Genomic DNA, 23,286 nt, shown 5'->3' on the forward strand with positions numbered 1-23,286 from the left:
ATCCGCACGCAACCGCCAGAACTTCTTTCCTGGTCCTGGCCGGCAGGTGCCGAGCATCTGCCCGTGCGATCGCGCGCAGCACCCGTTGTGCGCGAGACATGCTCGTTTTCCCATGACATATGAGGGAGTACTCGTGGAGAATTTCTCCGAGACCCAGAACGACCAGGCATCGACCGCCACCGAGGCGACCGCTGCCGCACCAGAGGCTGCAACCGCTGCCTCCGAGACCACCGCACCTGTGAAGGCGCCGGCGCGCAAGCGAGCGCCACGACGGGCGACCACCGCGACCGCGGCCGCAAAGGCGGAGGCCGCCCAGGCCGCTGAGACAGCGCCTGCCGCCGAGGCAGCGCCCGCCGCCGACGCGGCGCCTGCCACTGAGGCTGCGCCCGCTGCCGACGCGCCTGCAGAGGCTGCCGCGCCGAAGGCGAAGGCTCCGCGCCGCAGCCGCGCGAAGAAGGCGGACGCCGCGCCCGCCGCCGACGCACCTGCAGAGGCGGAGGGCACCGCTGCACAGCAGGCCGACTCCGGCACCGCGCCCGCCGAGTCCGCGTCGGCCGAGGATGCGGCTGCAGACGCTGCGCCCGCAGAGCCTGCGCCGAAGACCTCGGGCCGCGGCCGCCGCGGCGCCAAGAAGGCAGAACCCGCGACAGACACTGCCGCAGCCGACGGCGCCTCCGACAGCTCGGCTGCCGAGAAGCCCGCGGATGCCGCATCGGACGAGAAGACGGCGGGCAAGGGCACCGAATCCGGGCAGGCCGAGAACAAGCAGTCGCAGAACAGGCAGCAGGCCGCGAAGCCGGACTCCGGCGACAGCAACGGCGGCGAGTCCGGCGACGGCGAAGAGGGCACCGGCCGTGGCCGTGGCCGCAACCGCAGCCGCAACCGCGGTCGGGGCAGCAGCCAGGATGCACCGCAGCAGCAGAACGGCGGCGCGTCTTCCGATGATGAGAACGGCAACGGCCGCGGGCGTCAGCGCAACAAGCGCCGCGGCGGCACCACCTCGGACGAGTTCGAGACCGAGATCGGCGAGGACGACGTCCTCATCCCGATCGCCGGCATCCTCGATGTGCTCGACAACTACGCCTTCGTGCGCACCACCGGCTACCTCGCCGGTGCCAGCGACGTCTACGTCTCGCTCGGCCAGGTCAAGAAGTACAACCTGCGCAAGGGCGACGCGATCGTCGGCGCCATCAAGCAGCCCCGCGAGAACGAGCAGCAGGGCCGCCAGAAGTACAACGCCCTGGTGAAGGTCGACTCGGTCAACGGCCTGTCGGTCGAAGATGCGGCCACGCGCGTCGAGTTCGGCAAGCTCACGCCGCTGTACCCCCAGGAGCGCCTGCGCCTGGAGACGGCCCCCGAGAAGCTCACGCAGCGCATCATCGACCTGATCGCACCGATCGGCAAGGGCCAGCGCGGCCTGATCGTCGCTCCGCCGAAAGCCGGCAAGACGATCGTGCTGCAGCAGATCGCCAACGCCATCGCCCAGAACAACCCCGAGGTCCACCTCATGGTCGTCCTGGTCGACGAGCGCCCCGAAGAGGTCACCGACATGGAGCGCACAGTGAAGGGCGAGGTCATCGCCTCGACCTTCGACCGCCCGGCCGAAGATCACACGACCGTCGCCGAACTCGCGATCGAGCGCGCCAAGCGCCTCGTCGAGCTGGGGCGCGACGTCGTCGTGCTGCTCGACTCGATCACCCGTCTCGGCCGCGCGTACAACATCTCCGCCCCGGCATCCGGTCGCGTGCTCACCGGCGGTGTCGACGCCTCGGCGCTGTACCCGCCCAAGCGCTTCTTCGGCGCCGCACGCAACATCGAGAACGGTGGATCGCTCACGATCCTCGCGACCGCGCTCGTCGAGACCGGATCCAAGATGGACGAGGTGATCTTCGAGGAGTTCAAGGGCACGGGCAACAGCGAGCTGCGCCTGTCCCGTCAGCTCGCCGACAAGCGCATCTTCCCCGCCGTCGACGTCAACGCGTCGAGCACGCGCCGCGAGGAGATGCTCCTGTCGGCCGACGAGGTCAAGATCACCTGGAAGCTGCGCCGCGCCCTCGCCGGACTCGACCAGCAGCAGGCTCTCGAGGTCGTCCTCGGCAAGCTGAAGGAGACGAACTCGAACGTGGAGTTCCTCGTGCAGATGCAGAAGTCGATGCCGGCACCCGCCGCGGGCGGCTCCAGCCACAGCCACGAGAACAACATCCGCTGATCCGACGCTGACCGGAGCATAGGCGTGTTCGAATCCGTCCAGGCCCTCATCGACGAACACCGCCGGGTGCAGGAGGAGCTCTCCGACCCCGCGGTGCACGCCGACGCGGCGCGTGCGAAACGCGTCAACCGTCGCTACGCCGAGCTCAGCCGGATCGTCGCGGCCTACGACGCGTGGACGGGGGCGGCGGAGGATCTCGACGCCGCTCGCGAGCTCGCCAAGGAGGACGACGCCTTCGCCGAGGAGGTGCCGGGCCTTGAAGAAGGGCTCGCGCACGCGCAGGAGCGACTGCGTCGGCTGCTGATTCCTCGCGATCCGGACGATGCCCGTGACGTGATCATGGAGATCAAGGCGGGGGAGGGCGGCGCAGAATCCGCGCTGTTCGCCGCGGATCTGCTGCGGATGTACATGCAGTACGCCGCGCACAAGGGCTGGAAGACAGAGCTTCTCGACCGCAACGAGTCCGACCTCGGCGGCTACAAGGACGTCCAGATCGCGATCAAGGGCTCCTCGACCGACCCTGCACAGGGCGTCTGGGCGCATCTGAAGTACGAGGGCGGCGTGCACCGCGTGCAGCGGGTCCCCGCGACCGAGTCGCAGGGACGCATCCACACCTCCACCACGGGTGTGCTGGTCTTTCCCGAGGTCGATGAGCCCGACGAGGTCGAGATCAGTCAGAACGACCTCAAGATCGACGTGTACCGCTCATCGGGCCCGGGCGGGCAGTCGGTGAACACCACCGACTCCGCCGTGCGCATCACGCACCTGCCCACCGGCATCGTGGTCTCGATGCAGAACGAGAAGTCGCAGCTTCAGAACCGTGAGGCCGGCATGCGCGTCCTGCGCGCACGCATCCTCGCCAAGCGGCAGGAAGAACTGGATGCCGCGGCATCCGACGCGCGCAAGTCGCAGATCCGCGGCATGGATCGATCCGAGCGGATCCGCACGTACAACTTCCCGGAGAACCGCATCGCGGACCACCGCACCGGTTTCAAGGCGTACAACCTCGATCAGGTGATGGACGGCGCTCTCGATCCCATCATCGAGTCGGCGATCTCCGCCGACGAAGAGGCGCGGCTCGCCGCCGTCGGCCAGGACTCCTGATCGCGCGACCCGAGCGCTAGGATCGGGGCGTGATCACGCTCCTGTTCCGCACGCTCACCTACCTCGTCTCGGCGGGGATCGGGCTCATCGTCGCCGATCTCGTGCTGCCCGGCTTCCAGATCCAATGGGACAAGTGGTGGGGCTTCGTCATCTGCATCGTCATCTTCGCGGTCCTGCAGAGCGTGCTGAGCCCCTGGATCGCCAAGCTCGCGGATCGCTACGCGCCCGTGCTCATGGGAGGCATCGGCATCTTCTCGACCCTCGTGGCGCTGATCGTCGTCGTGCTGCTGCCGATCGGCGGGCTGCGCATCGTCGACGTCACCGGCTGGTTGCTCGGCTCCGTCATCGTGTGGCTGGTCTCGGCGCTCGGCACAGTGCTGCTGCCGCTGATCTTCCTCAAGCGCCAGGTGAAGGAGCGCCGCAGGCGCTGATCGGCCGCTCTGCTCAGATCGAGTAGTCGGACACGACGCGCAGGTCGGAGAAGTCGTCGTGAGTGCTGCGACGACGGGCCTTGGCGGGTACGCCGACGAGGATGCTGTCGCTCGGGGCATCCTTCGTGACGACGGCGTTCGCACCGACGACGGTGTTCGCACCGACCGTGATCGGTCCGAGGATCTTCGCGCCGGCTCCGACGACCACGCCGTCAGCGAGTGTCGGGTGCCGCTTTCCGGTCGCGTCACGGGTACGGCCGCCCAGCGTGACCCCGTGGTAGAGCATCACGTCGTCGCCGAGCTCCGCCGTCTCGCCGATCACCACGCCCATGCCGTGGTCGACGAAGAAACGCCGCCCGATCCTGGCTCCCGGATGGATCTCGATGCCGGTGAGCCAGCGCGATATCTGCGAACCTGCGCGCGCGAGCAGCCGCAGGTCGCGCTGCCAGAGCCGGTGCCACACCCGGTGCCACCAGATCGCGTGCAGCCCGGGGTACAGCAGCACCAGCTCGAGTCCGCTCCGTGCGGCAGGGTCGCGGAGGCGCGCAGCTGCGACGTCCTCGCGCATTCGCCCGATCATGCCCATTGCAGGTCAGCTCTCGCGCAGATCCTCGAACAGCGCAGTGGAGATGTAGCGCTCACCCGTGTCGGGAATGATGACGACGATGGTCTTCCCGGCGTTCTCGGGACGCGATGCGACCTGAAGCGCCGCGGAGACGGCGGCGCCGGAGGACATCCCCACCAGCAGGCCCTCCTTGGCGGCGAGCTCACGGGCGAGGCGCAGCGACTCGTCGAACTCCACCGCGATGACCTCGTCGAGGACGTCGCGATCGAGCACGTCGGGAACGAAGTTCGGCCCGATGCCCTGGATCTTGTGAGGCCCGGGGTGCCCCTCCGTGAGCACGGGGGAGTCCTTCGGCTCGACGGCGATGACCTGCACGTCCGGCTTGACGGCCTTCAGCGCCTGTCCGGTGCCGGTGACGGTACCACCCGTGCCGACGCCGGCGACGAAGATGTCGATGTCTCCGTCGGTGTCGCGGAGGATCTCCTGCGCGGTCGTCTCGCGGTGGATCTGGGGGTTCGCGGCGTTCTCGAACTGCTTGATCCACACGGCGCCCGGTGTCTCGGCCACGATCTTCTTGGTCTCCTCGATCGCGCCGCTCATGCCCTTGGTCGGGTCGGTGAGCACGATCTCGGCACCGAAGGCCTTGAGCAGCACGCGGCGCTCCTTCGACATGGACGCGGGCATGGTGAGGATGACCTTGTAGCCGCGCGCCGCTCCGACCATCGCGAGCGCGATGCCGGTGTTGCCGCTGGTCGACTCCACGATCGTGCCGCCGGGCTTCAGCTCGCCCGAGGCCTCGGCCGCGTTGATCATCGCGATGCCGATGCGGTCCTTCACGCTGGAGGCGGGGTTGTAGTACTCGAGCTTCGCCAGAACGGTGGCCCCGACGCCCTCGGTGACGCGGTTCAGTCGAACCAGCGGCGTGTTGCCGAATGCGGTCGTGATGTCGGAATGGATGCCGGACATGAGGAGGCCTTTCGTTCGCGGAACGTTGCACCCGCCAGCCTATTCGAGCAGATGCATCGTCGGCGCATTGTGTCGGGCACCGCCGCAGTGCCCCGTACGCTGAGAGGATGGCCGAAGTGACCCTTGCCGCCGTCGTCCGTGCCGCCGCAGAGCGTCTCGCCGCGGCCGGTGTACCCGATCCGCTCGTCGATGCCGAACTGCTGGCCGCTCACGTCAGCGGCACGCGCAGGGGAGAGGTGCAGGCGGCGATCGTGCGCGGCGACCGCATCGGCGAGGACGACGTCGACGCGCTCGATGCACTCGTGGTCCGTCGTGCATCGCGCGAGCCGTTGCAGCATCTGACGGGGCTCGCGCCCTTCCGCCACCTCGAACTCGCCGTCGGCCCCGGCGTGTTCGTGCCGCGGCCGGAGACCGAGACCGTGGCGCAGTTCGCCATCGACGCGCTCTCCCACGCTCCTGATCCCGAGCCGATCGGAGTGGATCTGTGCACGGGGAGCGGCGCGATAGCCCTGGCGATGGCCACCGAGGTGCCGCACTCCAGGGTCTTCGCGGTCGAGCTCTCACCCGAGGCGTACGAGTGGGCGGCCCGGAACACCGCGTCGGCGGCGAACCTCACGCTCGTGCAGGGCGATCTCGCCGATTCGCTCGAAGAGATCGACGGGACGGCATCCGTCGTGATCTCGAATCCGCCGTACGTGCCGGACGACGCGATCCCCAGGGATCCGGAGGTGCGGCTGTTCGATCCGGCGATGGCGTTGTACGGCGGGCCGGACGGCCTCGACATCGTGCGCGTGCTGAGCCGCAGAGCACTGGCGCTCCTGCGCCAGGGCGGGATGCTCGTGATCGAGCACGGGGAGCTCCAGGGCGAGGCGATCCGCGCTCTGCTGACCGCGGACGGTTGGCGCGTCCCGCGCACCCATCCCGATCTCACGCACCGCGACAGGGCGACCACGGCGCTGCGCCCCTGACGCCCGCAGGCGGCGGCGCCCACGTGCACCTAGAATGGTGGGGTCATGTCCTCTGTCTTCGATTGCCGCGATGAGGCACAGCTGCTCGCCGGAATGCGCCATGCTCGTCAGGCCATCGCCCGGGGCGAGCTCATCGTCATGCCCACCGACACCGTCTACGGGGTCGCCGCCGATGCCTTCACACCCGCCGCCGTGCAGAGACTGCTCGACGCCAAGGGTCGCGGCAGGGACCAGCCGCCGCCGGTGCTCGTCGCAGGTCAGGCCGCGCTCGCGGCGCTCGTGGAGGAGATCCCCGAGCCCGTCCAACGACTCGTCGACGAGTTCTGGCCGGGCGGGCTGACGATCGTCCTCCCAGCCCAGCCTTCGCTCGCCTGGGATCTGGGCGACACGCTCGGCACCGTCGCGGTGCGGATGCCCGACCAGCGCGTGGCGCTCGAACTGCTCGAGGAGACCGGACCCCTCGCCGTCTCGAGCGCGAACCTCACGGGTAAGGCCGCAGCCATCTCCGCGCAGGACGCGGAGGAGATGCTGGGAGACAGTGTCTCGGTGTATCTCGACGGCGGCATGAGCGAGACCGGAGTGGCGTCCACGATCATCGACGCCACCTCACTCGTGCGACGCGGCGCCGACACCGCTGAGCCACGGATCCGGCTTCTGCGCGAGGGGGCGGTGACGATGAAGCAGCTGCGCGGCGTCGTCGGTGAACTGCTCGACGCGCCGGACGGCGCGGCGTGAAGCAGTACCTCTTCACGATCATCCTCACGGCGACCGTCACGCTCGTGATGTCGTGGGTGGTCTGGCAGCTCAGCCTGCGCTTCAAGCTGTATCCCGGCATCCGGGAACGCGACGTCCACACGACTCCGACGCCGCGACTCGGGGGAGTGGCGATCTTCCTCGGCATCGCCGCAGCCATCGCCGTCTCCGCCGCCAATCCCTTCTTCAGCATCATGTGGGTGCCGCCCCAGACGATGTGGGCAGTGCTCGGCGCGACGCTGCTGATCGCCATCATCGGGGTGATGGACGATCTGTGGGACCTCGACTGGTTCATCAAGCTCGGCGTGCAGTTCCTCGCCGCGGGCATCATCACTGTGTTCGGCGGACTGCAGATCCTCTCCCTGCCCCTCGGCGAGATGGTCATCGTCTCCAGTTGGGTGAGCATCGCCGTCACGATGTTCGCGATCGTCGTCGTGATGAACGCCGTCAACTTCATCGACGGCCTCGACGGGCTCGTCGCAGGCGTATGCCTCATCGCCAACGGCGTCTTCTTCGCCTACTCGTACATCCTCACTCGCGACACCGGCACGAGCAGCTACTTCAACCTGGCCTCCTTCCTCGCCGCGGTCGTGATCGGCGCCTGCATCGGCTTCCTTCCGCTGAACTGGAGTCCGGCCAAGCTGTTCATGGGCGATTCGGGCGCCCTGGTACTCGGCCTTCTGATGGCGACGTCGGCGATCGCGCTCACTGGCCAGATGTCGTCGAGCGCGATGGATCCGGAGGAGTTCGGCCGCTCGCAGCTGCTCGGCGCGTTCATCCCGATCCTGCTTCCCCTCGTGGTCGTCATGCTCCCGCTGCTCGATTTCGGGCTGGCCGTCTTCCGCCGCATGCGGGCCGGGAAGTCGCCGTTCTCACCGGATCGCAAGCACCTGCATCACCGGATGCTCGATCTCGGTCATCGTGATCGCGATGCCGTGCTGATCTTCTATGCATGGACGGCAGTGATCTCGCTGGCCGTCCTGCTCATGTACATCGGCTCGCGGGAGGACTGGCCAGGTCAGTACCTTCCAGGAGTCGCCTTCGGTGTGATCGGCGTCGCGGCCTGCCTCGTCGTCACACTTCTTCCGACCACGCGCGCTCAGCGAGCGCCCACCGAGCCGACACCTTCCACGGAGACCCGATGAGCGACACACCACAACGCCAGACGCCCGCGATCAACTCGATGCTGCGAAAGGTGCTGATCTGGACCGGAGTCGCGGCCATCGTGCTCGTCGTCCTCAGCGGCGGGATCGGGTTCCTCACGGCAGGCTCCGACGGGCTGTGGAGCGGATTGGCCGGGGTCGCCCTGGCCATCGTCTTCCTCGCCCTCACGCCGTTGAGCGTCCTGATCGCGAACCGCTGGTACGGCAAAGAGATGTTCGCGACCGTCTTCTTCGGCATCGTCATGGGCAGCTGGTTGTTCAAGCTCGTCGTCTTCGTCGTCGCGATCGTGATCCTGCGCGGTCAGGACTGGGTCGTCCCGCTGGTGATCTTCCTGTCGCTCGTCGCGGGGATCGTGGTGAGCCTGGTGATCGACGCCGTGGTCTTCACACGGATGCGGATGCCCTACGTCTCGGAGGTGTCCCTGCCCGAAACCAACCCGGAGGACCGCGAGGATTCGTGACCCTGGAAAAATATTGATAGTCTGATTCCGGGTTCGCTGGGCAAGCTCTCGCGTGATGCGAGATGCTCCGATCCAGCTAGAACTCCCCACTCAATCGTCGCGTCGATCTCGGTCGATGCCCCGAAGCTGGAGCAACGTTGACTCACGCCGCGAGCCTCCTCGTCCGTCTCGCAACGGATGAATTCCACCCACCGTCGATCGCAGAGTTCTTCCCGGAGATCCTCTTCAGCATCGGCCCGCTCTCGGTGCACCGCATCCACCTTGTGCAGTTCCTCGCGACCATCGTGGTCGTACTCATCCTCTGGCTCGGCACGCGCAAGCTCAAGCTGATCCCCGGCCGTGGTCAGGGCGTCATCGAGATGCTCTTCGACATCGTCCGTGTGAACGTCGCGCACGACATGATGGGCAAGAAGGACGGCGATCGCTTCCTGCCGCTGCTGACGACGATCTTCTTCATGGTGCTGTTCTTCAACATCACCGGCGTCATACCGTTCTTGAACATCGCGGGCACGAGCATCATCGCCGTGCCGCTGATGCTCGCCGTGATCAGCTACGTCACCTTCATCTACGCGGGTCTGCGCAAGAGCCCATGGGGCTTCATCCGCAACTCGCTCTTCCCGCCCGGGGTTCCGCCGGCTCTGTACATCATCGTCGCGCCGCTGGAGTTCATCTCGACCTTCATCGTCCGGCCGGTCACGCTCACGCTGCGACTGCTGATGAACATGATGGTCGGCCACCTCATGCTGGTGCTGTTCTTCGCGGCGACCCAGTTCTTCATCTTCTCGATGGGCGGCTTCTGGACGGTTCTCGGAGCGGGCACACTCGCCTTCGGCTTCGCGTTCACGGCCTTCGAGATCCTGGTGGCCTTCCTCCAGGCGTACGTCTTCACCATCCTCACCGCGGTCTACATCCAGCTCGCAGTCGCGGACGAACACTAATCGGGGCGCGCCAGCTCCCCTCAATGAAAGGAAACACCTGTGGATCCCAACTCGGTTCTTGCAGCCATCAACATCGACATCACCGGCTCGATCGCCAACGTCGGCTACGGCCTGGCAGCCATCGGCCCGGCCATCGGTGTGGGCATCGTCGTCGGCAAGACGATCGAGGGCATCGCTCGCCAGCCTGAGCTGTCCGGCAAGCTTCAGGGCACCATGTGGATCGGTATCGCCTTCACCGAGGCGCTCGCGTTCGTCGGTATCGGCGTGGCGTTCCTCTTCGGCTACTGATCCTCTCACCCACACGTAAGGAGACAGGATGCTGAACGCTCTTGTCACGCTCGCAGCCGAGGAGGCGGAGCACAACCCGCTTCTTCCGGCGATGTACGACATCGTCTGGTCCGCGGTCTGCTTCGTCATCATCCTGGTCGTGGCCTGGAAGGTCGCGCTTCCGAACGTGGCGAAGATGCTCGACGCGCGGTCCGCCGCGATCGAGGGCAACATCGCCAAGGCCGACGAAGCGCAGAAGCAGGCGGAGGCGGCTCTCGAGGAGTACACCCGTCAGCTCGCCGAGGCGCGCACCGAAGCCGGTGAGATCCGAGAGGCCGCCCGTGAGGACGGCAAGAAGATCGTCGCCGAGGCCAAGGAGACCGCGACCGTCGAGGCCGCACGCGTCACCGCGGCAGCTCAGGCGCAGATCGAGGCCGAGCGTCAGACGACGCTCGTCGCCCTCCGCTCCGAGGTGGGCACTCTCGCCATCGATCTCGCCGGCGGCGTGGTCGGCGAGACGCTCTCGGATGACGCTCGTGCGACCGCAGTCGTCGATCGCTTCCTCGCAGACCTCGAGGCATCAGAGAAGGCGGCCAAGTAATGGGCAGCGCGACCACTCAGGCACTCGCGGCTTCGACGGCGGCCCTCGCTCAGGCGAAGGACGTCACCCTCGACACGGCCGGTGAGCTCTTCACCGTGGCGCGTCTGGTGGGCGAATCCGGTCAGCTGAGCGGCGCGCTGGCCGACCCCGCGGCCCCTGCGGGCCTGCGCGAGCAGGTCGTCGCCAAGGTCTTCGGCGGGTTGTCGGACACCACGCGTCAGGTGCTTTCGGCCGCGGTCGGACAGAGGTGGTCCGATGAGGACGGCCTCGTCGCGGGGATCGAGGAACTCGCCATCCGCGCGGCCGCCATCGCCGAGCCGGCCACCGACATCGAGGGGGAGCTGTTCTCCTTCCTCCGTGTCATCGCGGCCAACCCCGAGCTCGAACTCGCCCTCGGCACCCGATTGGGTGACGATGCGGCGAAGGGTGGACTCGTGGAGAAACTGATCGGCGGCACGGCGAGTGCTCCCACCACGCTGATCGTCTCATCGCTCGTCCGTCAGCCGCGAGGACGTCGCGTACGTCAGCTGCTGAACCGCGCGATGAAGATCGTCTCGGCTCAGGGCGACCGCATCGTCGCCACGGTGCGCACGGCTGCGTCGCTGTCCGCTGCGCAGCGCACGCGCCTCGGCGACGCGCTGGCCGCGCGTTATGGCGGCCAGGTCTCGATCAATGAAGTGATCGACCCCACCGTCGTGGGCGGACTGCGTGTGCAGATCGCCGATGACATCATCGACGGCAGCATCTCCGCGCGGCTCGCCGATCTTCGACAGAAGCTCGCGGGCTAATACGACTTCGCGCGGGGAACCGCGCAGACTCTCTCAATACAAAGGGAAGACAATGGCAGAACTATCGATCAGCCCCGACGTCATCCGTGACGCGCTGAAGGACTTCGCCGCTGCGTACGAGCCCACCGGCGCCGCAGCGACCGAGGTCGGAACCGTCATCGACGCGGCAGACGGCATCGCGCACATCGAGGGCCTGCCCGGCGTCATGGCGAACGAGCTCCTGACGTTCGAAGGCGGCACGCAGGGCCTCGCACTGAACCTCGACGAGAGCGAGATCGGCACCGTCGTGCTCGGTGACTTCGCCCGGATCCAGGCCGGTCAGGAAGTTCGCCGCACCGGCGAGGTCCTGTCGGTCGCCGTCGGTGACGGTTACCTCGGACGCGTCGTCGACCCGCTCGGCAACCCGATCGACGGTCTCGGCGAGATCGCCTCCGAAGGCCGCCGCGAGCTCGAACTGCAGGCGCCTGGCGTCATGCAGCGCAAGAGCGTGCACGAGCCGATGCAGACCGGCATCAAGGCCATCGACGCCATGATCCCCGTCGGCCGCGGTCAGCGCCAGCTCATCATCGGCGACCGCCAGACCGGTAAGACGGCCATCGCGATCGACACGATCATCAACCAGAAGGACAACTGGGCGTCCGGCGATGTCGACAAGCAGGTGCGCTGCATCTACGTCGCCATCGGCCAGAAGGGCTCCACGATCGCCTCCGTCAAGGGCGCGCTCGAGGACGCCGGAGCGATGGAGTACACCACCATCGTCGCCGCTCCCGCGTCGGACCCCGCCGGCTTCAAGTACATCGCGCCCTACACCGGATCCGCGATCGGCCAGCACTGGATGTACAGCGGCAAGCACGTCCTCATCATCTTCGATGACCTGTCGAAGCAGGCAGAGGCCTACCGCGCCGTCTCGCTCCTCCTGCGCCGTCCGCCGGGCCGCGAGGCATACCCGGGCGACGTCTTCTACCTGCACTCCCGTCTGCTGGAGCGTTGCGCGAAGCTGTCCGACGAGCTCGGTGCCGGTTCGATGACGGGCCTCCCGATCATCGAGACCAAGGCGAACGACGTCTCGGCGTACATCCCGACCAACGTGATCTCGATCACCGACGGTCAGATCTTCCTGCAGTCCGACCTCTTCAACGCCAACCAGCGTCCGGCGGTCGATGTGGGTATCTCGGTCTCCCGAGTCGGTGGTGACGCTCAGGTCAAGAGCATCAAGAAGGTCTCCGGAACGCTGAAGCTGGAGCTCGCGCAGTACCGCTCGCTCGAGGCCTTCGCGATGTTCGCGAGCGACCTCGACGCGACCTCACGTCGTCAGCTCGACCGAGGCGCTCGTCTGACCGAGCTGCTCAAGCAGCCGCAGTACTCGCCGTACCCGGTCGAGGACCAGGTCGTCTCGATCTGGGCCGGCACCAAGGGCAAGCTCGACACGATCGAGGTCTCGGACGTGCTGCGCTTCGAGCGGGAGCTGCTCGACCACCTGCGTCGCAACACCAAGGTGCTCGACACCCTTCGCGAGACGAACGTCCTCGATGACGACACCGCTGCCGAACTGGAGAAGCAGGTCGATGCCTTCCTGCTCGAGTTCCAGGGAGGCAAGGGTCAGTCCATCGGCGCCGTGGGCAACGAGGAGCACGCGGCCCAGGATGTGGACGACGTCAACCAGGAGAAGATCGTCAAGGGTCGTCGCGCGTAATCGCGTGAGGTACTGAAACATGGGCGCTCAACTCAGGGTCTACAAGCAGAAGATCTCTTCTGCTCAGACGACCAAGAAGATCACGAAGGCGATGGAGCTCATCGCAGCTTCGCGCATTCAGAAGGCGATGGCGCGCGTGCGCGCGTCGTCGCCCTTCGCTCGGGCCGTGACGCAGGCTGTCTCCGCCGTCGCGACGTACTCCAATGTCGACCACCCGCTCACGCGTGAGCCGGAGACGATCCGCCGGTCCGCCGTCGTGGTCTTCTCCTCCGACCGCGGTCTCGCGGGTGCCTTCAACTCGCAGATCCTCCGCGAGGCGATGGAAGTGGGCGAGCTGATCCGTTCTCAGGGCAGCGAGCCGGTGTACTACCTCGTCGGTCGCAAGGCCGTCGGATACTTCCAGTTCCGTGGCATCAAGGCCGCTGCGGAGTGGACGGGCGACACAGACACTCCGCAGTTCAAGACGGCTGAGGAGATCTCGGCCACGCTGCTCGAAGCGTTCAACCGCGGCGGTGAGGATGGCGGCGTGGACGAGCTCCACCTCGTCTACAACCGTTTCGTCAGCATGATGACGCAGTCGCCGGAGACGGTGCGCCTGCTTCCGTTGGAGATCGTCGAGAACACCGAAGCCGCCGAGCCGAGCGGAGCGGTGTACCCGCTCTACGAGTTCGAGCCGGATGCCGAGACCGTTCTCGATGCGATCCTGCCGGTGTACCTGCAGAGCCGCATCTTCAACGCTCTGCTGCAGTCGTCGGCCGCCAAGCAGGCCGCGACGCAGAAGGCGATGAAGTCCGCCAGCGACAATGCCGACAAGCTCATCACTGACTACACCCGCCTGCGCAACAACGCGCGTCAGGCGGAGATCACGCAGCAGATCGCTGAGATCGTCGGCGGCGCCGACGCCCTCTCGAGCAAATAGACCATCAAGAAAGAGACGAAGATATGACCCCCACCGCCACAGCTGAGGCTGGGACCGCGGTCGTCGGGCGCGTCGCACGCGTCACGGGCCCGGTCGTCGATATCGAGTTCCCGCACGACTCGATTCCTGACATCTACAACGCGCTGAAGACCACGATCGTCATCGGCGAGGAGTCGACGGAGATCACGCTCGAGGTCGCACAGCACCTCGGCGACGACCTGATCCGCGCTATCGCGCTCAAGCCCACCGACGGCATCGTCCGCGGCCAGGAGGTGCGCGACACCGGAGAGCCGATCTCGGTTCCCGTCGGCGACGTCACGAAGGGCAAGGTCTTCAACGTCATCGGCGAGGTGCTCAACGCCGAGCCTGGTGAGCAGATCGAGATCACGGAGCGCTGGCCGATCCACCGTTCGGCTCCGCCGTTCGACCAGCTCGAGTCGAAGACCCAGATGTTCGAGACCGGCATCAAGTCGATCGACCTCCTCACGCCGTACGTGCTCGGTGGAAAGATCGGCCTCTTCGGTGGTGCGGGTGTCGGCAAGACCGTCCTCATCCAGGAGATGATCCAGCGCGTCGCACAGAACCACGGTGGCGTGTCGGTGTTCGCCGGAGTCGGTGAGCGCACCCGTGAGGGCAACGACCTCATCGCCGAGATGGAAGAGGCGGGCGTCTTCGACAAGACCGCCCTCGTCTTCGGTCAGATGGACGAGCCGCCGGGAACGCGTCTGCGCGTCGCCCTCTCGGCACTGACCATGGCGGAGTACTTCCGTGACGTGCAGAAGCAGGACGTTCTGCTGTTCATCGACAACATCTTCCGCTTCACGCAGGCGGGTTCCGAGGTCTCCACACTGCTGGGCCGCATGCCCTCCGCCGTGGGTTACCAGCCGAACCTCGCTGACGAGATGGGCCTCCTCCAGGAGCGCATCACCTCGACCCGCGGTCACTCGATCACCTCGCTGCAGGCGATCTACGTCCCCGCCGATGACTACACCGACCCGGCTCCGGCGACGACCTTCGCGCACCTCGACGCGACGACCGAGCTCAGCCGTGAGATCGCGTCGAAGGGTCTGTACCCCGCCATCGACCCGCTGACCTCGACCTCGCGCATCATGGATCCCCGCTACCTGGGCGAGGACCACTACCGCGTCGCGACGACGGTCAAGCAGATCCTCCAGAAGAACAAGGAACTGCAGGAGATCATCGCGATCCTCGGTGTCGACGAGCTCTCCGAAGAGGACAAGATCGTCGTGTCGCGTGCACGTCGCATCCAGCAGTTCCTCTCGCAGAACACCTACATGGCGAAGAAGTTCACCGGTGTCGAGGGCTCGACGGTTCCGCTCAAGGAGACGATCGAGTCGTTCGACGCGATCGCCAAGGGCGACTTCGATCACGTTGCAGAGCAGGCCTTCTTCAACGTCGGTGGCATCTCCGACGTCGAAGAGCGCTGGGCTCAGCTCCAGAAGGAGAACGGCTGATCATGGCGCTGAAGGTCAGCCTCGTCTCCGCGGACGCGGAGGTCTGGACGGGAGAGGCCACGCTCGTCGTCGCCAAGACCGTCGAGGGCGAGATCGGCATCATGAGCGGTCACGAGCCGATCCTGGCGATCCTCGCCGAGGGTCAGGTTCGCATCACGCAGGCCGACGGCACCAAGGTGCTCGCGAACGCTCAGGACGGCTTCCTCTCCATGGAGGGAAGTCAGCTGACGATCGTCGCGGGCAACGCGGCACTCATCGCCTGAACACGCTCATCACGGACGCGCTCATCTGTCAGCCTCGAGCTGGCGGGTGGGCGCGTTCCCGTCTGCCCTTCCGACCCGTCCGAACCGGCACGGGCCCGACTTCGTGGAGCTCATGAAGATCCTTCTGCCGCCTTCTGAGACGAAGCGCCCCGGTGGCGACGGCGCACCGTTGTCGATCGAAGAACTCGCACTGTCCGCCCTGGCCTCAGAGCGGGATGCCGTGACGACCGCCCTCGTGTCCCTTGCGGCTGATCCCGCTGCCGCCAGGCGTGTGCACAAGCTCAGCGATCGCCAGCTCGACGACATCGCCCATAACGCCGCGCTGCGTTCGGCGCCGACAATGGCAGCGGTCGATCGGTACACGGGCGTTCTCTACGATGCGCTGGATGCGTCGTCCTTGGATGCGGCGGCGAGACGCTGGCTGAACGGTCACGTATGGATACATTCGGCGCCGTTCGGCCCGATCGCCGCACTGGACGCCATCCCGATGTATCGACTCGCCGCAGGCACATCGCTGCCCGGCGTCGCGCCGCTGCGTCGTCATTGGGCCGACGCGACTTCGCAGGCGATGGCGCGGGAGGCGCCGCCGTTCGTCCTTGACCTGCGAAGCGAAGCCTATGTCGCGCTCGGACCGGTACCGGCATCCGTACCGTCGGCGTACGTGCGCGTGGTCACCACCGAGGGACGCGCCCTCAATCATTTCAACAAGAAGGCCAAGGGTGATCTGGTGCGCGCTCTGGCGGAGGATCGACCGCGCGTGCGCTCTCTGGAGGGGCTTCTGGATTGGGCGGCAGCGCGACCCATCATGATGCGACGGGGCGCGCAGGCGGGCGTCGTGGAGCTCGTGACAGCGTCCTGAACGCCGCAGCGGCGCATGACGTGCCCGGTGCGCGTGTCGTTGCCAGGGGACGAATGACCCCGCTACCATGGCCAATGCGCGAAGCGAAGGCTTCGTTCTCGGGGGGCGAGGTACGCTTCCTCTGTCAAAAGGAATGTGAGTCTCATGTATTCCGACTATTCCGACTATTCCGGCATGAGCGCCGGGATTCTTGTTGTGACCGTCCTCGTCAGCTTGCTGTTCGCCGCCGTCGGCTATGTCCTCACCTCGCTATTCCTTATGAAGATCTTCGAGAAGGCCGGCGTGCAGGGCAAGTGGCGCGCGTGGGTCCCCGTGTACAACAGCATGATCTTCCTCAAGCTCGGCGACCTCAGCCCGTGGCTGATCCTCTACGGGATCGGCGCATCGCTGCTGCTCGGCTGGATTCCCTTCATCGGGCAGCTCGTGATCCTCGCGGCGGCCGTGCTCATGATCCTCGCGGCGTACCGTGTCGGTCAGAAGCTGCAGAAGGAAGGCGCCTGGGTCGTCCTGTACATCTTCCTCTCCATCGTCTGGCTCGGAATCATGGCCTTCGACAAGTCGCGCTGGAACACTCAGATCCCGCCGGCGCCGTGGGCAGGCAACGCGTTCTTCGGTGACCGCACCACGTGGGACGGCATCCCGGCTCAGCCTTCGGCTCAGGCCGCGCCCGGTGCCGCACCCGGCTACGGTGCAGCTCCGCAGGGCTACGCACCGCCGCAGGGCTACCAGCCGCCGGCTCCCGGGTACCAGCAGCCCAACCCCGGCTACCAGCAGCCAGGTGCGCCCGGCTACCAGCCGCCTGCAGCGCCCGCGTCGCCCGTGACGCCGCCGCCTGCTCCGTCCGCGCCGCCCGCTGCACCGTCCACCCCGCCGGCTGCACCGACGACGCCGCCCGCGGCTCCGCCGGCACCGCCCGCAGCGCCTCCCGCGCCGCCGACGGACCCGACGCAGCCACCGGCCTGATGAACTGACGAAGGACCCCCGATCTCGAGATCGGGGGTCCTTCGTCGTATCGGACCGATAGTCCGATAGCGTGGACACATGGTCATGTCGCAGCGTCGGGTCGGAGCTTCCGGTCTCCTCGTCTCTTCGACAGGTCTCGGATGCAACAACTTCGGTCGTGCAGGTACGGCGACCGAGACGCTGGACGGTGCACGAGAGGTCATCGACGCGGCGATCGCGAACGGCGTCACCTTCTTCGACACCGCTGACATGTACGGCAAGGACCCCGGTCTCAGCGAGTCGCTGATGGGGGAGGCCCTGCAGGGCCGTCGGGATCGGATCGTGCTGGCGACGAAGTTCGGGCACGAGCGCGACATGGGGTACGACTTCCCCGGCGGACGAGGATCGCGGCGCTACATCCGACGCGCGGTCGAGGAATCGCTTCATCGTCTGCGGACGGATTGGATCGACCTGTACCAGCTTCATCTTCCGGATCCCGAGACCCCGATCGCGGAGACGACGGATGCTCTCGATGAGCTCGTCCGTGAAGGCAAGATCCGCTATTACGGGCACTCCAACCTCCCCGGGTGGCAGATCGCCGAAGCCGAGCTCACCTCGCGATTGCGCTCGAGCGGGCGCTTCATCTCGGCGCAGAATCACTACTCTCTGCTGGCCAGAGCCGCCGAACGAGAGGTGCTGCCGGCCGTCGAGCGCCACGCTCTCGGGTTCTTCCCCTACTTCCCGCTGCACAACGGACTGCTGACGGGCAAGTTCTCGCGCGAAGGCGGTCCGCAGGCGAGCCGGATCATGTCCGCGCGCCGCCACGTGTGGGACAACGCCCCGTGGGGCGCGTTGGACGCGTACCGGGACTTCTGCACCGAGCGGGGCATCACGATGCTGGAGGCGACCTTCGGATGGCTTCTGGCACAGCCGGCGGTCTCCAGCGTCATCGCAGGGGCGACCTCGGCGGTCCAGATCGAGGCGAACGCGAGCGCCGCGGACGCGTGGACGCCGACCGCCGACGACCTCGATCTCATCGACGGGATCTTCCCTCTGCCCGCCGACCCTGGCGCGCAGGTATGACGCAGTTCCACTACGATGTGTGAGAATCCTGCGGCCGCCCGTATCGCCGCATCCAATCCGGAGGAACCCTTTGTCTGAGACGTCCACGCAGACCCATCGCGTCGCGACCCCGGATGGCGGCGAGATCGTTCTGACCTGGGCCGGAGTGACGGATACCGGACTTCGACGCGACAACAACCAGGACGCTTTCCTGGCCCAGTTCCCGCTGTTCGTCGTCGCCGACGGCATGGGCGGGCACGCGGGTGGCGAGATCGCGAGCCAGAGCACGATCGCTCGCCTGCAGGAGGTCGTCGACTCGGGCGATGTCGGCACGTCCGCCATCGAGAACGCTCTCGCGCAGGCCGTGAGCGACATCGCCGCGCACCCGGAGACCACGGACGAGGGCACCGGCACAACCCTCACCGGGGTCTTCTTCGAGGTGACCGAGGACGAACCGCGGTGGATATCGCTGAACATCGGCGACTCCCGTGTCTACCTGCTGCGCGATGAGCGGCTGGTGCAGGTGACAACCGATCACTCCGTGGTGCAGGAACTGATCAGCTCTGGTCGACTGAGCGCGGAAGAGGCGGAGAGCCACCCGTACAGCAACGTCATCACCCGCGCCGTCGGAGCGAGTGAACTCACGCCACCCGACTACCTCGGCATCGAGGTGCTCGACGGCGATCGGTTCGTGATCTGCTCGGACGGCCTGACCAAAGAGCTCACCGACTACGGCATCCAGCACTTCCTGCGGGAGGAGAACGATCCCGCAGTGGCGGTCGACGCCATGCTGGCCGCAGCGCTGGAGAACGGCGGGCGCGACAATGTCACGCTGATCATCGTGCAGGTGCAGCGCACCGGACACGATCGCGCCACCGACGAGGCCGCGGAGCAGTCGTCCTCCACAGCGGAGGACACCGCCGAATAGTCCGCGGGAGCTGTGGAGAACGGCATCCGCAGGCCGCGGATGCCGTCCAATGAGGTCATGGACCTCGAACCTCTCACGCTCCCCGTCTCGGCCGCGGAGCCCCGACGTCAGCCGATCCCTGTGCTGGCAGCCGTGGTGCCGATCGCGGCAGGTGTCGTCCTCTGGCTCATCACCGGTTCGATCTTCTCGCTCTGCTTCGCGGCGCTCGGCCCGTTGATGATCGCCGCATCGCTGCTCGACGGGCTGCGCATCCGGCGTCGGGAGCGGCGCGCGGCGGCCGCCGACGAGACCGCAGGATGGCGCCGCGCAGAGCAGGACCTGCTGCGACGGCATCAGAGCGAGCGCCGTGAACTGCGCCGTGCTCATCCCGACGCGGCAGCGTGCCTCAGGGACGCCCCGCTGAGAGACCTGCGAGCGATAGACGAATCGACTCCTGTCGTGATCGGCTCCGGTGCCGGACGCAGCGCGCTCAGGGTGACCGGCGATGACAGCGAACGGGCACGTGCGTTCAGGAAGCGCGCGGCGCAGGTGTCGGACGTACCGGTGAGCGTCGCACTGGGGCGCGGCATATGTCTGCGGGGACCGGCGCCGGTGGTGGCTGCAGCGGCCAGGGCTCTGATCGTGCAGATGTGCCTGCGGCACGCTCCGGCGCAGCTCGCGCTCGTCGGAGACGGACTCGAGCCGTTGGGGCTCTCCGGGTTCCCGCACGCCGGGCGAGCTCGTCGTGGTGCGTGGCGCCTCGCCGTCGTGATCGGCGACGGTGACGGATCCATCGATGCTGCGGCGCAGGTTCGGATCTGCGATGCAGGGCAGGATGTGCCGGAGGGTGTGACGACGGTCATCGACTTCTCCGATCCGGGCGGCGCTCGACTGCGTACCGCCGAAGGTGTCGAAGACGTCGCGGTGGAGTGCCTGTCGCGTGCTCAGGCAGTGGCGATCGCCGCCAGCAGCGTGGAACGGGAGGGGCAGTCCGCGCATCTGCCGGAAGGCATCGCGCTCGGAGAGCTGACACCGCCCAGAGATGCGGAAGGCTCCGGCCTCGCAGCGGTGATCGGCCGCTCGGATAATGCGGACGTCGTGCTCGATCTCGTGGAGGACGGGCCGCACGCGATCGTGACGGGGATGACCGGGTCAGGAAAGAGCGAACTGCTCGTCACATGGATCTCCTCGATGGCACGCTCTCACGCACCCGACGAGGTGACGTTCGTCCTGGCAGATTTCAAAGGAGGGACCGCGTTCGACCCGCTGCGGGCCCTCCCGCATGTGGCGGCGGTGATGACCGACCTCGACGAGGAGGGAGCACGGCGCGGTGTGGAGAGCCTGACGGCGGAGCTCCGGCGCCGCGAGGCCGCCTTGGCGGACGTCGGAGCCAGGAGCATCACCGAGGCGGGCGGAAGGTTGGGCAGGCTCGTGATCGTCGTGGACGAGTTCGCGGCGCTGCTGCAGGAGCATCCCGATCTCGGTGCGGTGTTCACGGACGTCGCCGCTCGCGGGCGTGCGCTCGGCATGCACCTCATCCTCGGGACGCAACGCGCTGCCGGGGTGATCCGAGACGGGCTCGCCGCCAACTGTCCGTTGCGCGTGAGCCTGCGGGTGACAGAAGCGTCGGACAGCCGGCTCGTGATCGGATCGGATGATGCAGCCGAACTGCCCGGAGGTGCCGCCTCACGCGGGCTCGCTTTCGTCCGACGCCCGCAGGACGCCACCGCCACCGCCGTGCGGGTGGCGCTGACCGGTGCGGCCGATCTACGAGGGATCGGGGCTCGCTGGCCGGATGCTGCGGCACCGGCGAGCCCGTGGCTTCCTGCCCTTCCGGCTCGTCTCGATCTCGACGAGCTCGCCATCACCCACCCGCCAGGCGCGTCGCTGCTGCTCGGACTCACGGACGAGCCGGAGCGGCAGCGCCAGACCGCGCTGCTGCTGAGGCCCGGCACCGACCGCGGCCTGGCCGTCGTCGGCGGAAGCGGTTCGGGGCGGACGTCGGTGCTGAGGGTCCTCGCGGCGCAGGCCGATCCGGTGTTCCTGGGGCCTGACCCCGAACGCGCATGGGACGCATTGGAAGACGTCCTCGACGCCGCGGGCGGCTCTCCTGCGCTCGTGCTGTGCGACGACCTCGATCAGCTCGTCGCGGCGTTCCCCGTGGAATACGGGCAGGCGTTCCTCGAGCGCATGGAGAAGCTGGTGCGCTCCGCTGCGGCGCGCGGCTGCACGGTGGTCGTGACGACCGGTCGCGCATCCGGACAGACCGCCCGGGTGATCGAGGCGCTGCCTTCGCGGATGCTGCTGCGAATGGGCACCAAGATGGAGCATCTCGCCGCGGGCGGCGACGCCGAGGCCTACCGCCGTGACCGTCCCGCCGGTCGAGGCAGACTCGGACAGCACGAGGTGCAGATCGCCTGGACGGATCCACCGGCAGGCGCGGGCACCGTCGTCCGGGACCGCCTCGAGCGCTGGATGCCGATCGCGCGAGTCGTCGGTGTCATCGCGCTCGGCGCAGGACGGGTGGTGGAGCGGTTGCGAGAGGCGTATCCGGATCACGTCGTGTCCTTCGTCAAGGATCACGGGCAGGAGCCGGTGCAGACCTCCGACACAGCGACGATCCTGGTCGGTGATGCGGACAGCTGGCAGCGGCAATGGACGCTGTGGCAGCGCATCCGGCTCGAGGGCGAGATGCTGTTCCTCGCCGAATGCGCGGCAGAGCTGCGCACCTTCGCCGGCACTCGCGAGCTGCCGCCCTACGCGAGGCCGCACGCCGGTCGGGCATGGTCCATGCACGATGGACTGGCCCCGCGGCGTGTGGTCATCCCCGCACTCGACGTCACATGACGGAGTCGACCGACTGGGCCGACATACCGTGCGCGACGGCCACACCGTCGTTGATCACGGCGCCGTTCGCGACGTTGAGTCCGCCGGCGAGCGCGGGATCGGCGCTCAACGCGTCCTGCCATCCGCGCGCCGCGATCTGGCGCACGTACGGCAGCGTGGCGTTGGTCAGCGCGGACGTCGATGTGTTCGGCACCGCCCCTGGCATGTTCGCCACGCAGTAGAACACGGTGCTGTGCACGGGGAAGGTCGGGTCGTCATGCGTGGTCGGATGCGTGTCCTCGAAGCAGCCGCCCTGGTCGACGGCTATGTCGACGAGCACGCTGCCAGGTCGCATCTGGGCGACCATCTCGTTCGTGACGAGCTTCGGCGCGCGTGCCCCGGGGATCAGCACCGAACCGATGACGAGGTCCGAGTCGATCACGGCGCGACGAAGATCCAGCGGATTGGAAGCGGCGGTCTTCACCCGGCCGCTGAAGTGATCGTCCAGCGTGCGCAGACGCGGGATGTTCGTGTCGAAGATCGTGACGTCCGCACCCATCCCGCTCGCGATGACAGCCGCGTTCGCGCCGGCGACGCCGCCGCCGATCACGGTGACGGTCGCAGGCCGGGTACCGGGCACGCCCGACATGAGCAGTCCGAGTCCACCGTTGGAACGCATCAGCGTGTTCGCGCCGACGAGGGGAGCCAATCTCCCGGCCACCTCGCTCATGGGCGCGAGCAGAGGGAGGCCGCCGCCGGGCAGCTGCACGGTCTCGTAGGCGATCGCCGTCACGCGGTCGGCGAGAAGCCGCTCCGTGAGCGGACGATCGGCAGCCAGGTGAAGATAGGTGAACAGCGTGAGATCGTCGCGGAAGTGCTCGTACTCGTCGGCGATCGGCTCTTTCACCTTGAGCAGCAGCTCGGCGCGCGACCACACCTCCGCAGCATCGTCCAGCAGCGTCGCACCGGCGTCGGCGTACTCGGTGTCCGGCATTGACGAGCCCAGACCCGCTCCGGACTGCACGAACACCTCGTGGCCGGAGCGCACCAGATCGTGCACGCCCGCAGGCGTCAGGGCGACGCGGTACTCGTTGTTCTTGACCTCGGTGGGGACGCTGATCCTCAT

The 23,286-nt window shown here is 67.3% G+C and carries 23 protein-coding genes; 20 read left to right on the plus strand and 3 right to left on the minus strand.

Annotated features, from left to right (window positions below):
• Positions 1 to 133 precede the first annotated feature (133 nt).
• From rho to ACYVG2_RS02970, 3 genes are read left to right on the plus strand one after another with little or no spacing between them, the layout of a single operon-like run.
• Positions 134 to 2,209: a transcription termination factor Rho gene (gene rho, locus ACYVG2_RS02960; RefSeq protein ID WP_460779611.1), complete on the plus strand. Its 2,076-nt coding sequence runs from the start codon at positions 134 to 136 to the stop codon at positions 2,207 to 2,209.
• Positions 2,210 to 2,233: 24 nt separating this feature from the next.
• Positions 2,234 to 3,313, plus strand: a complete 1,080-nt coding sequence (prfA, locus tag ACYVG2_RS02965; protein ID WP_460779612.1) for a peptide chain release factor 1 — start codon at positions 2,234 to 2,236, stop codon at positions 3,311 to 3,313.
• Positions 3,314 to 3,342: 29 nt separating this feature from the next.
• Positions 3,343 to 3,744 carry a hypothetical protein gene (locus ACYVG2_RS02970; protein WP_448965273.1) on the plus strand — a complete coding sequence of 134 codons (402 nt, stop codon included), beginning with the start codon at positions 3,343 to 3,345 and terminating at the stop codon, positions 3,742 to 3,744.
• A 13-nt stretch (positions 3,745 to 3,757) separates the two neighbouring features.
• Here the strand turns inward: ACYVG2_RS02970 and epsC are convergent, their stop codons facing one another.
• The gene (epsC, locus tag ACYVG2_RS02975) at positions 3,758 to 4,330 is read right to left on the minus strand and encodes a serine O-acetyltransferase EpsC (protein ID WP_448965274.1); all 573 of its coding nucleotides are present in this window, start codon (positions 4,328 to 4,330) and stop codon (positions 3,758 to 3,760) included.
• A gap of 6 nt (positions 4,331 to 4,336) precedes the next feature.
• Complete coding sequence (gene cysK, locus ACYVG2_RS02980) at positions 4,337 to 5,275, minus strand: cysteine synthase A (RefSeq protein WP_448965275.1); 939 nt, start codon at positions 5,273 to 5,275, stop codon at positions 4,337 to 4,339.
• Positions 5,276 to 5,382: 107 nt separating this feature from the next.
• Here cysK and prmC point away from each other — a divergent pair, with 107 nt between their 5' ends.
• The 17 genes from prmC (at position 5,383) to ACYVG2_RS03065 (ending at position 22,181) form a co-directional block, all read left to right on the plus strand.
• The gene (gene prmC, locus ACYVG2_RS02985) at positions 5,383 to 6,243 is read left to right on the plus strand and encodes a peptide chain release factor N(5)-glutamine methyltransferase (protein ID WP_460779613.1); all 861 of its coding nucleotides are present in this window, start codon (positions 5,383 to 5,385) and stop codon (positions 6,241 to 6,243) included.
• A 45-nt stretch (positions 6,244 to 6,288) separates the two neighbouring features.
• Entirely contained in the window at positions 6,289 to 6,978 is a 690-nt protein-coding gene (locus tag ACYVG2_RS02990) for an L-threonylcarbamoyladenylate synthase (protein ID WP_460779614.1), read from the plus strand.
• Positions 6,975 to 8,141, plus strand: coding sequence for an MraY family glycosyltransferase (locus ACYVG2_RS02995; protein WP_460779616.1), 1,167 nt, complete (start codon positions 6,975 to 6,977; stop codon positions 8,139 to 8,141). The genes ACYVG2_RS02990 and ACYVG2_RS02995 overlap by 4 nt, the downstream gene beginning before the upstream one ends.
• Positions 8,138 to 8,620, plus strand: a complete 483-nt coding sequence (locus ACYVG2_RS03000) for a hypothetical protein (protein ID WP_448965279.1) — start codon at positions 8,138 to 8,140, stop codon at positions 8,618 to 8,620. The genes ACYVG2_RS02995 and ACYVG2_RS03000 overlap by 4 nt, the downstream gene beginning before the upstream one ends.
• A gap of 137 nt (positions 8,621 to 8,757) precedes the next feature.
• A complete protein-coding gene (gene atpB, locus ACYVG2_RS03005) occupies positions 8,758 to 9,558 on the plus strand; it encodes a F0F1 ATP synthase subunit A (RefSeq protein ID WP_448965280.1) in 801 nt (266 codons plus the stop codon).
• Positions 9,559 to 9,597: 39 nt separating this feature from the next.
• Complete coding sequence (atpE, locus tag ACYVG2_RS03010) at positions 9,598 to 9,846, plus strand: F0F1 ATP synthase subunit C (RefSeq protein WP_033104658.1); 249 nt, start codon at positions 9,598 to 9,600, stop codon at positions 9,844 to 9,846.
• Positions 9,847 to 9,874: 28 nt separating this feature from the next.
• Complete coding sequence (locus tag ACYVG2_RS03015) at positions 9,875 to 10,426, plus strand: F0F1 ATP synthase subunit B (protein ID WP_448965281.1); 552 nt, start codon at positions 9,875 to 9,877, stop codon at positions 10,424 to 10,426.
• Positions 10,426 to 11,214: a F0F1 ATP synthase subunit delta gene (locus tag ACYVG2_RS03020; RefSeq protein WP_448965282.1), complete on the plus strand. Its 789-nt coding sequence runs from the start codon at positions 10,426 to 10,428 to the stop codon at positions 11,212 to 11,214. The genes ACYVG2_RS03015 and ACYVG2_RS03020 overlap by 1 nt, the downstream gene beginning before the upstream one ends.
• 52 nt (positions 11,215 to 11,266) lie before the next feature.
• On the plus strand, positions 11,267 to 12,907 hold the full coding sequence (gene atpA / locus ACYVG2_RS03025) for a F0F1 ATP synthase subunit alpha (RefSeq protein ID WP_460779617.1): 1,641 nt from the start codon (positions 11,267 to 11,269) through the stop codon (positions 12,905 to 12,907).
• A gap of 19 nt (positions 12,908 to 12,926) precedes the next feature.
• Positions 12,927 to 13,826: a F0F1 ATP synthase subunit gamma gene (locus tag ACYVG2_RS03030; RefSeq protein WP_033104654.1), complete on the plus strand. Its 900-nt coding sequence runs from the start codon at positions 12,927 to 12,929 to the stop codon at positions 13,824 to 13,826.
• A gap of 23 nt (positions 13,827 to 13,849) precedes the next feature.
• Positions 13,850 to 15,301, plus strand: coding sequence for a F0F1 ATP synthase subunit beta (atpD, locus tag ACYVG2_RS03035; RefSeq protein WP_033104653.1), 1,452 nt, complete (start codon positions 13,850 to 13,852; stop codon positions 15,299 to 15,301).
• A 2-nt stretch (positions 15,302 to 15,303) separates the two neighbouring features.
• Positions 15,304 to 15,564 (plus strand): F0F1 ATP synthase subunit epsilon, encoded by a 261-nt coding sequence (locus tag ACYVG2_RS03040; RefSeq protein ID WP_448965284.1) that lies wholly within the window; start codon positions 15,304 to 15,306, stop codon positions 15,562 to 15,564.
• A 112-nt stretch (positions 15,565 to 15,676) separates the two neighbouring features.
• Positions 15,677 to 16,423, plus strand: a complete 747-nt coding sequence (locus ACYVG2_RS03045; RefSeq protein WP_460779618.1) for a YaaA family protein — start codon at positions 15,677 to 15,679, stop codon at positions 16,421 to 16,423.
• A gap of 174 nt (positions 16,424 to 16,597) precedes the next feature.
• Complete coding sequence (locus ACYVG2_RS03050) at positions 16,598 to 17,386, plus strand: DUF5684 domain-containing protein (protein WP_460779619.1); 789 nt, start codon at positions 16,598 to 16,600, stop codon at positions 17,384 to 17,386.
• A 78-nt stretch (positions 17,387 to 17,464) separates the two neighbouring features.
• Positions 17,465 to 18,448, plus strand: a complete 984-nt coding sequence (locus ACYVG2_RS03055) for an aldo/keto reductase (RefSeq protein ID WP_460779620.1) — start codon at positions 17,465 to 17,467, stop codon at positions 18,446 to 18,448.
• Positions 18,449 to 18,518: 70 nt separating this feature from the next.
• A complete protein-coding gene (locus tag ACYVG2_RS03060; protein WP_460779621.1) occupies positions 18,519 to 19,355 on the plus strand; it encodes a PP2C family protein-serine/threonine phosphatase in 837 nt (278 codons plus the stop codon).
• Between the two features lie 57 nt (positions 19,356 to 19,412).
• Complete coding sequence (locus ACYVG2_RS03065) at positions 19,413 to 22,181, plus strand: FtsK/SpoIIIE domain-containing protein (RefSeq protein ID WP_460779622.1); 2,769 nt, start codon at positions 19,413 to 19,415, stop codon at positions 22,179 to 22,181.
• On the opposite strand, the gene ald is transcribed toward ACYVG2_RS03065, so the two are convergent.
• Entirely contained in the window at positions 22,174 to 23,286 is a 1,113-nt protein-coding gene (gene ald / locus ACYVG2_RS03070) for an alanine dehydrogenase (RefSeq protein WP_460779623.1), read from the minus strand. The two genes, ACYVG2_RS03065 and ald, sit on opposite strands and share 8 nt — an antisense overlap.

It is taken from the genome of Microbacterium shaanxiense, from assembly GCF_054779995.1.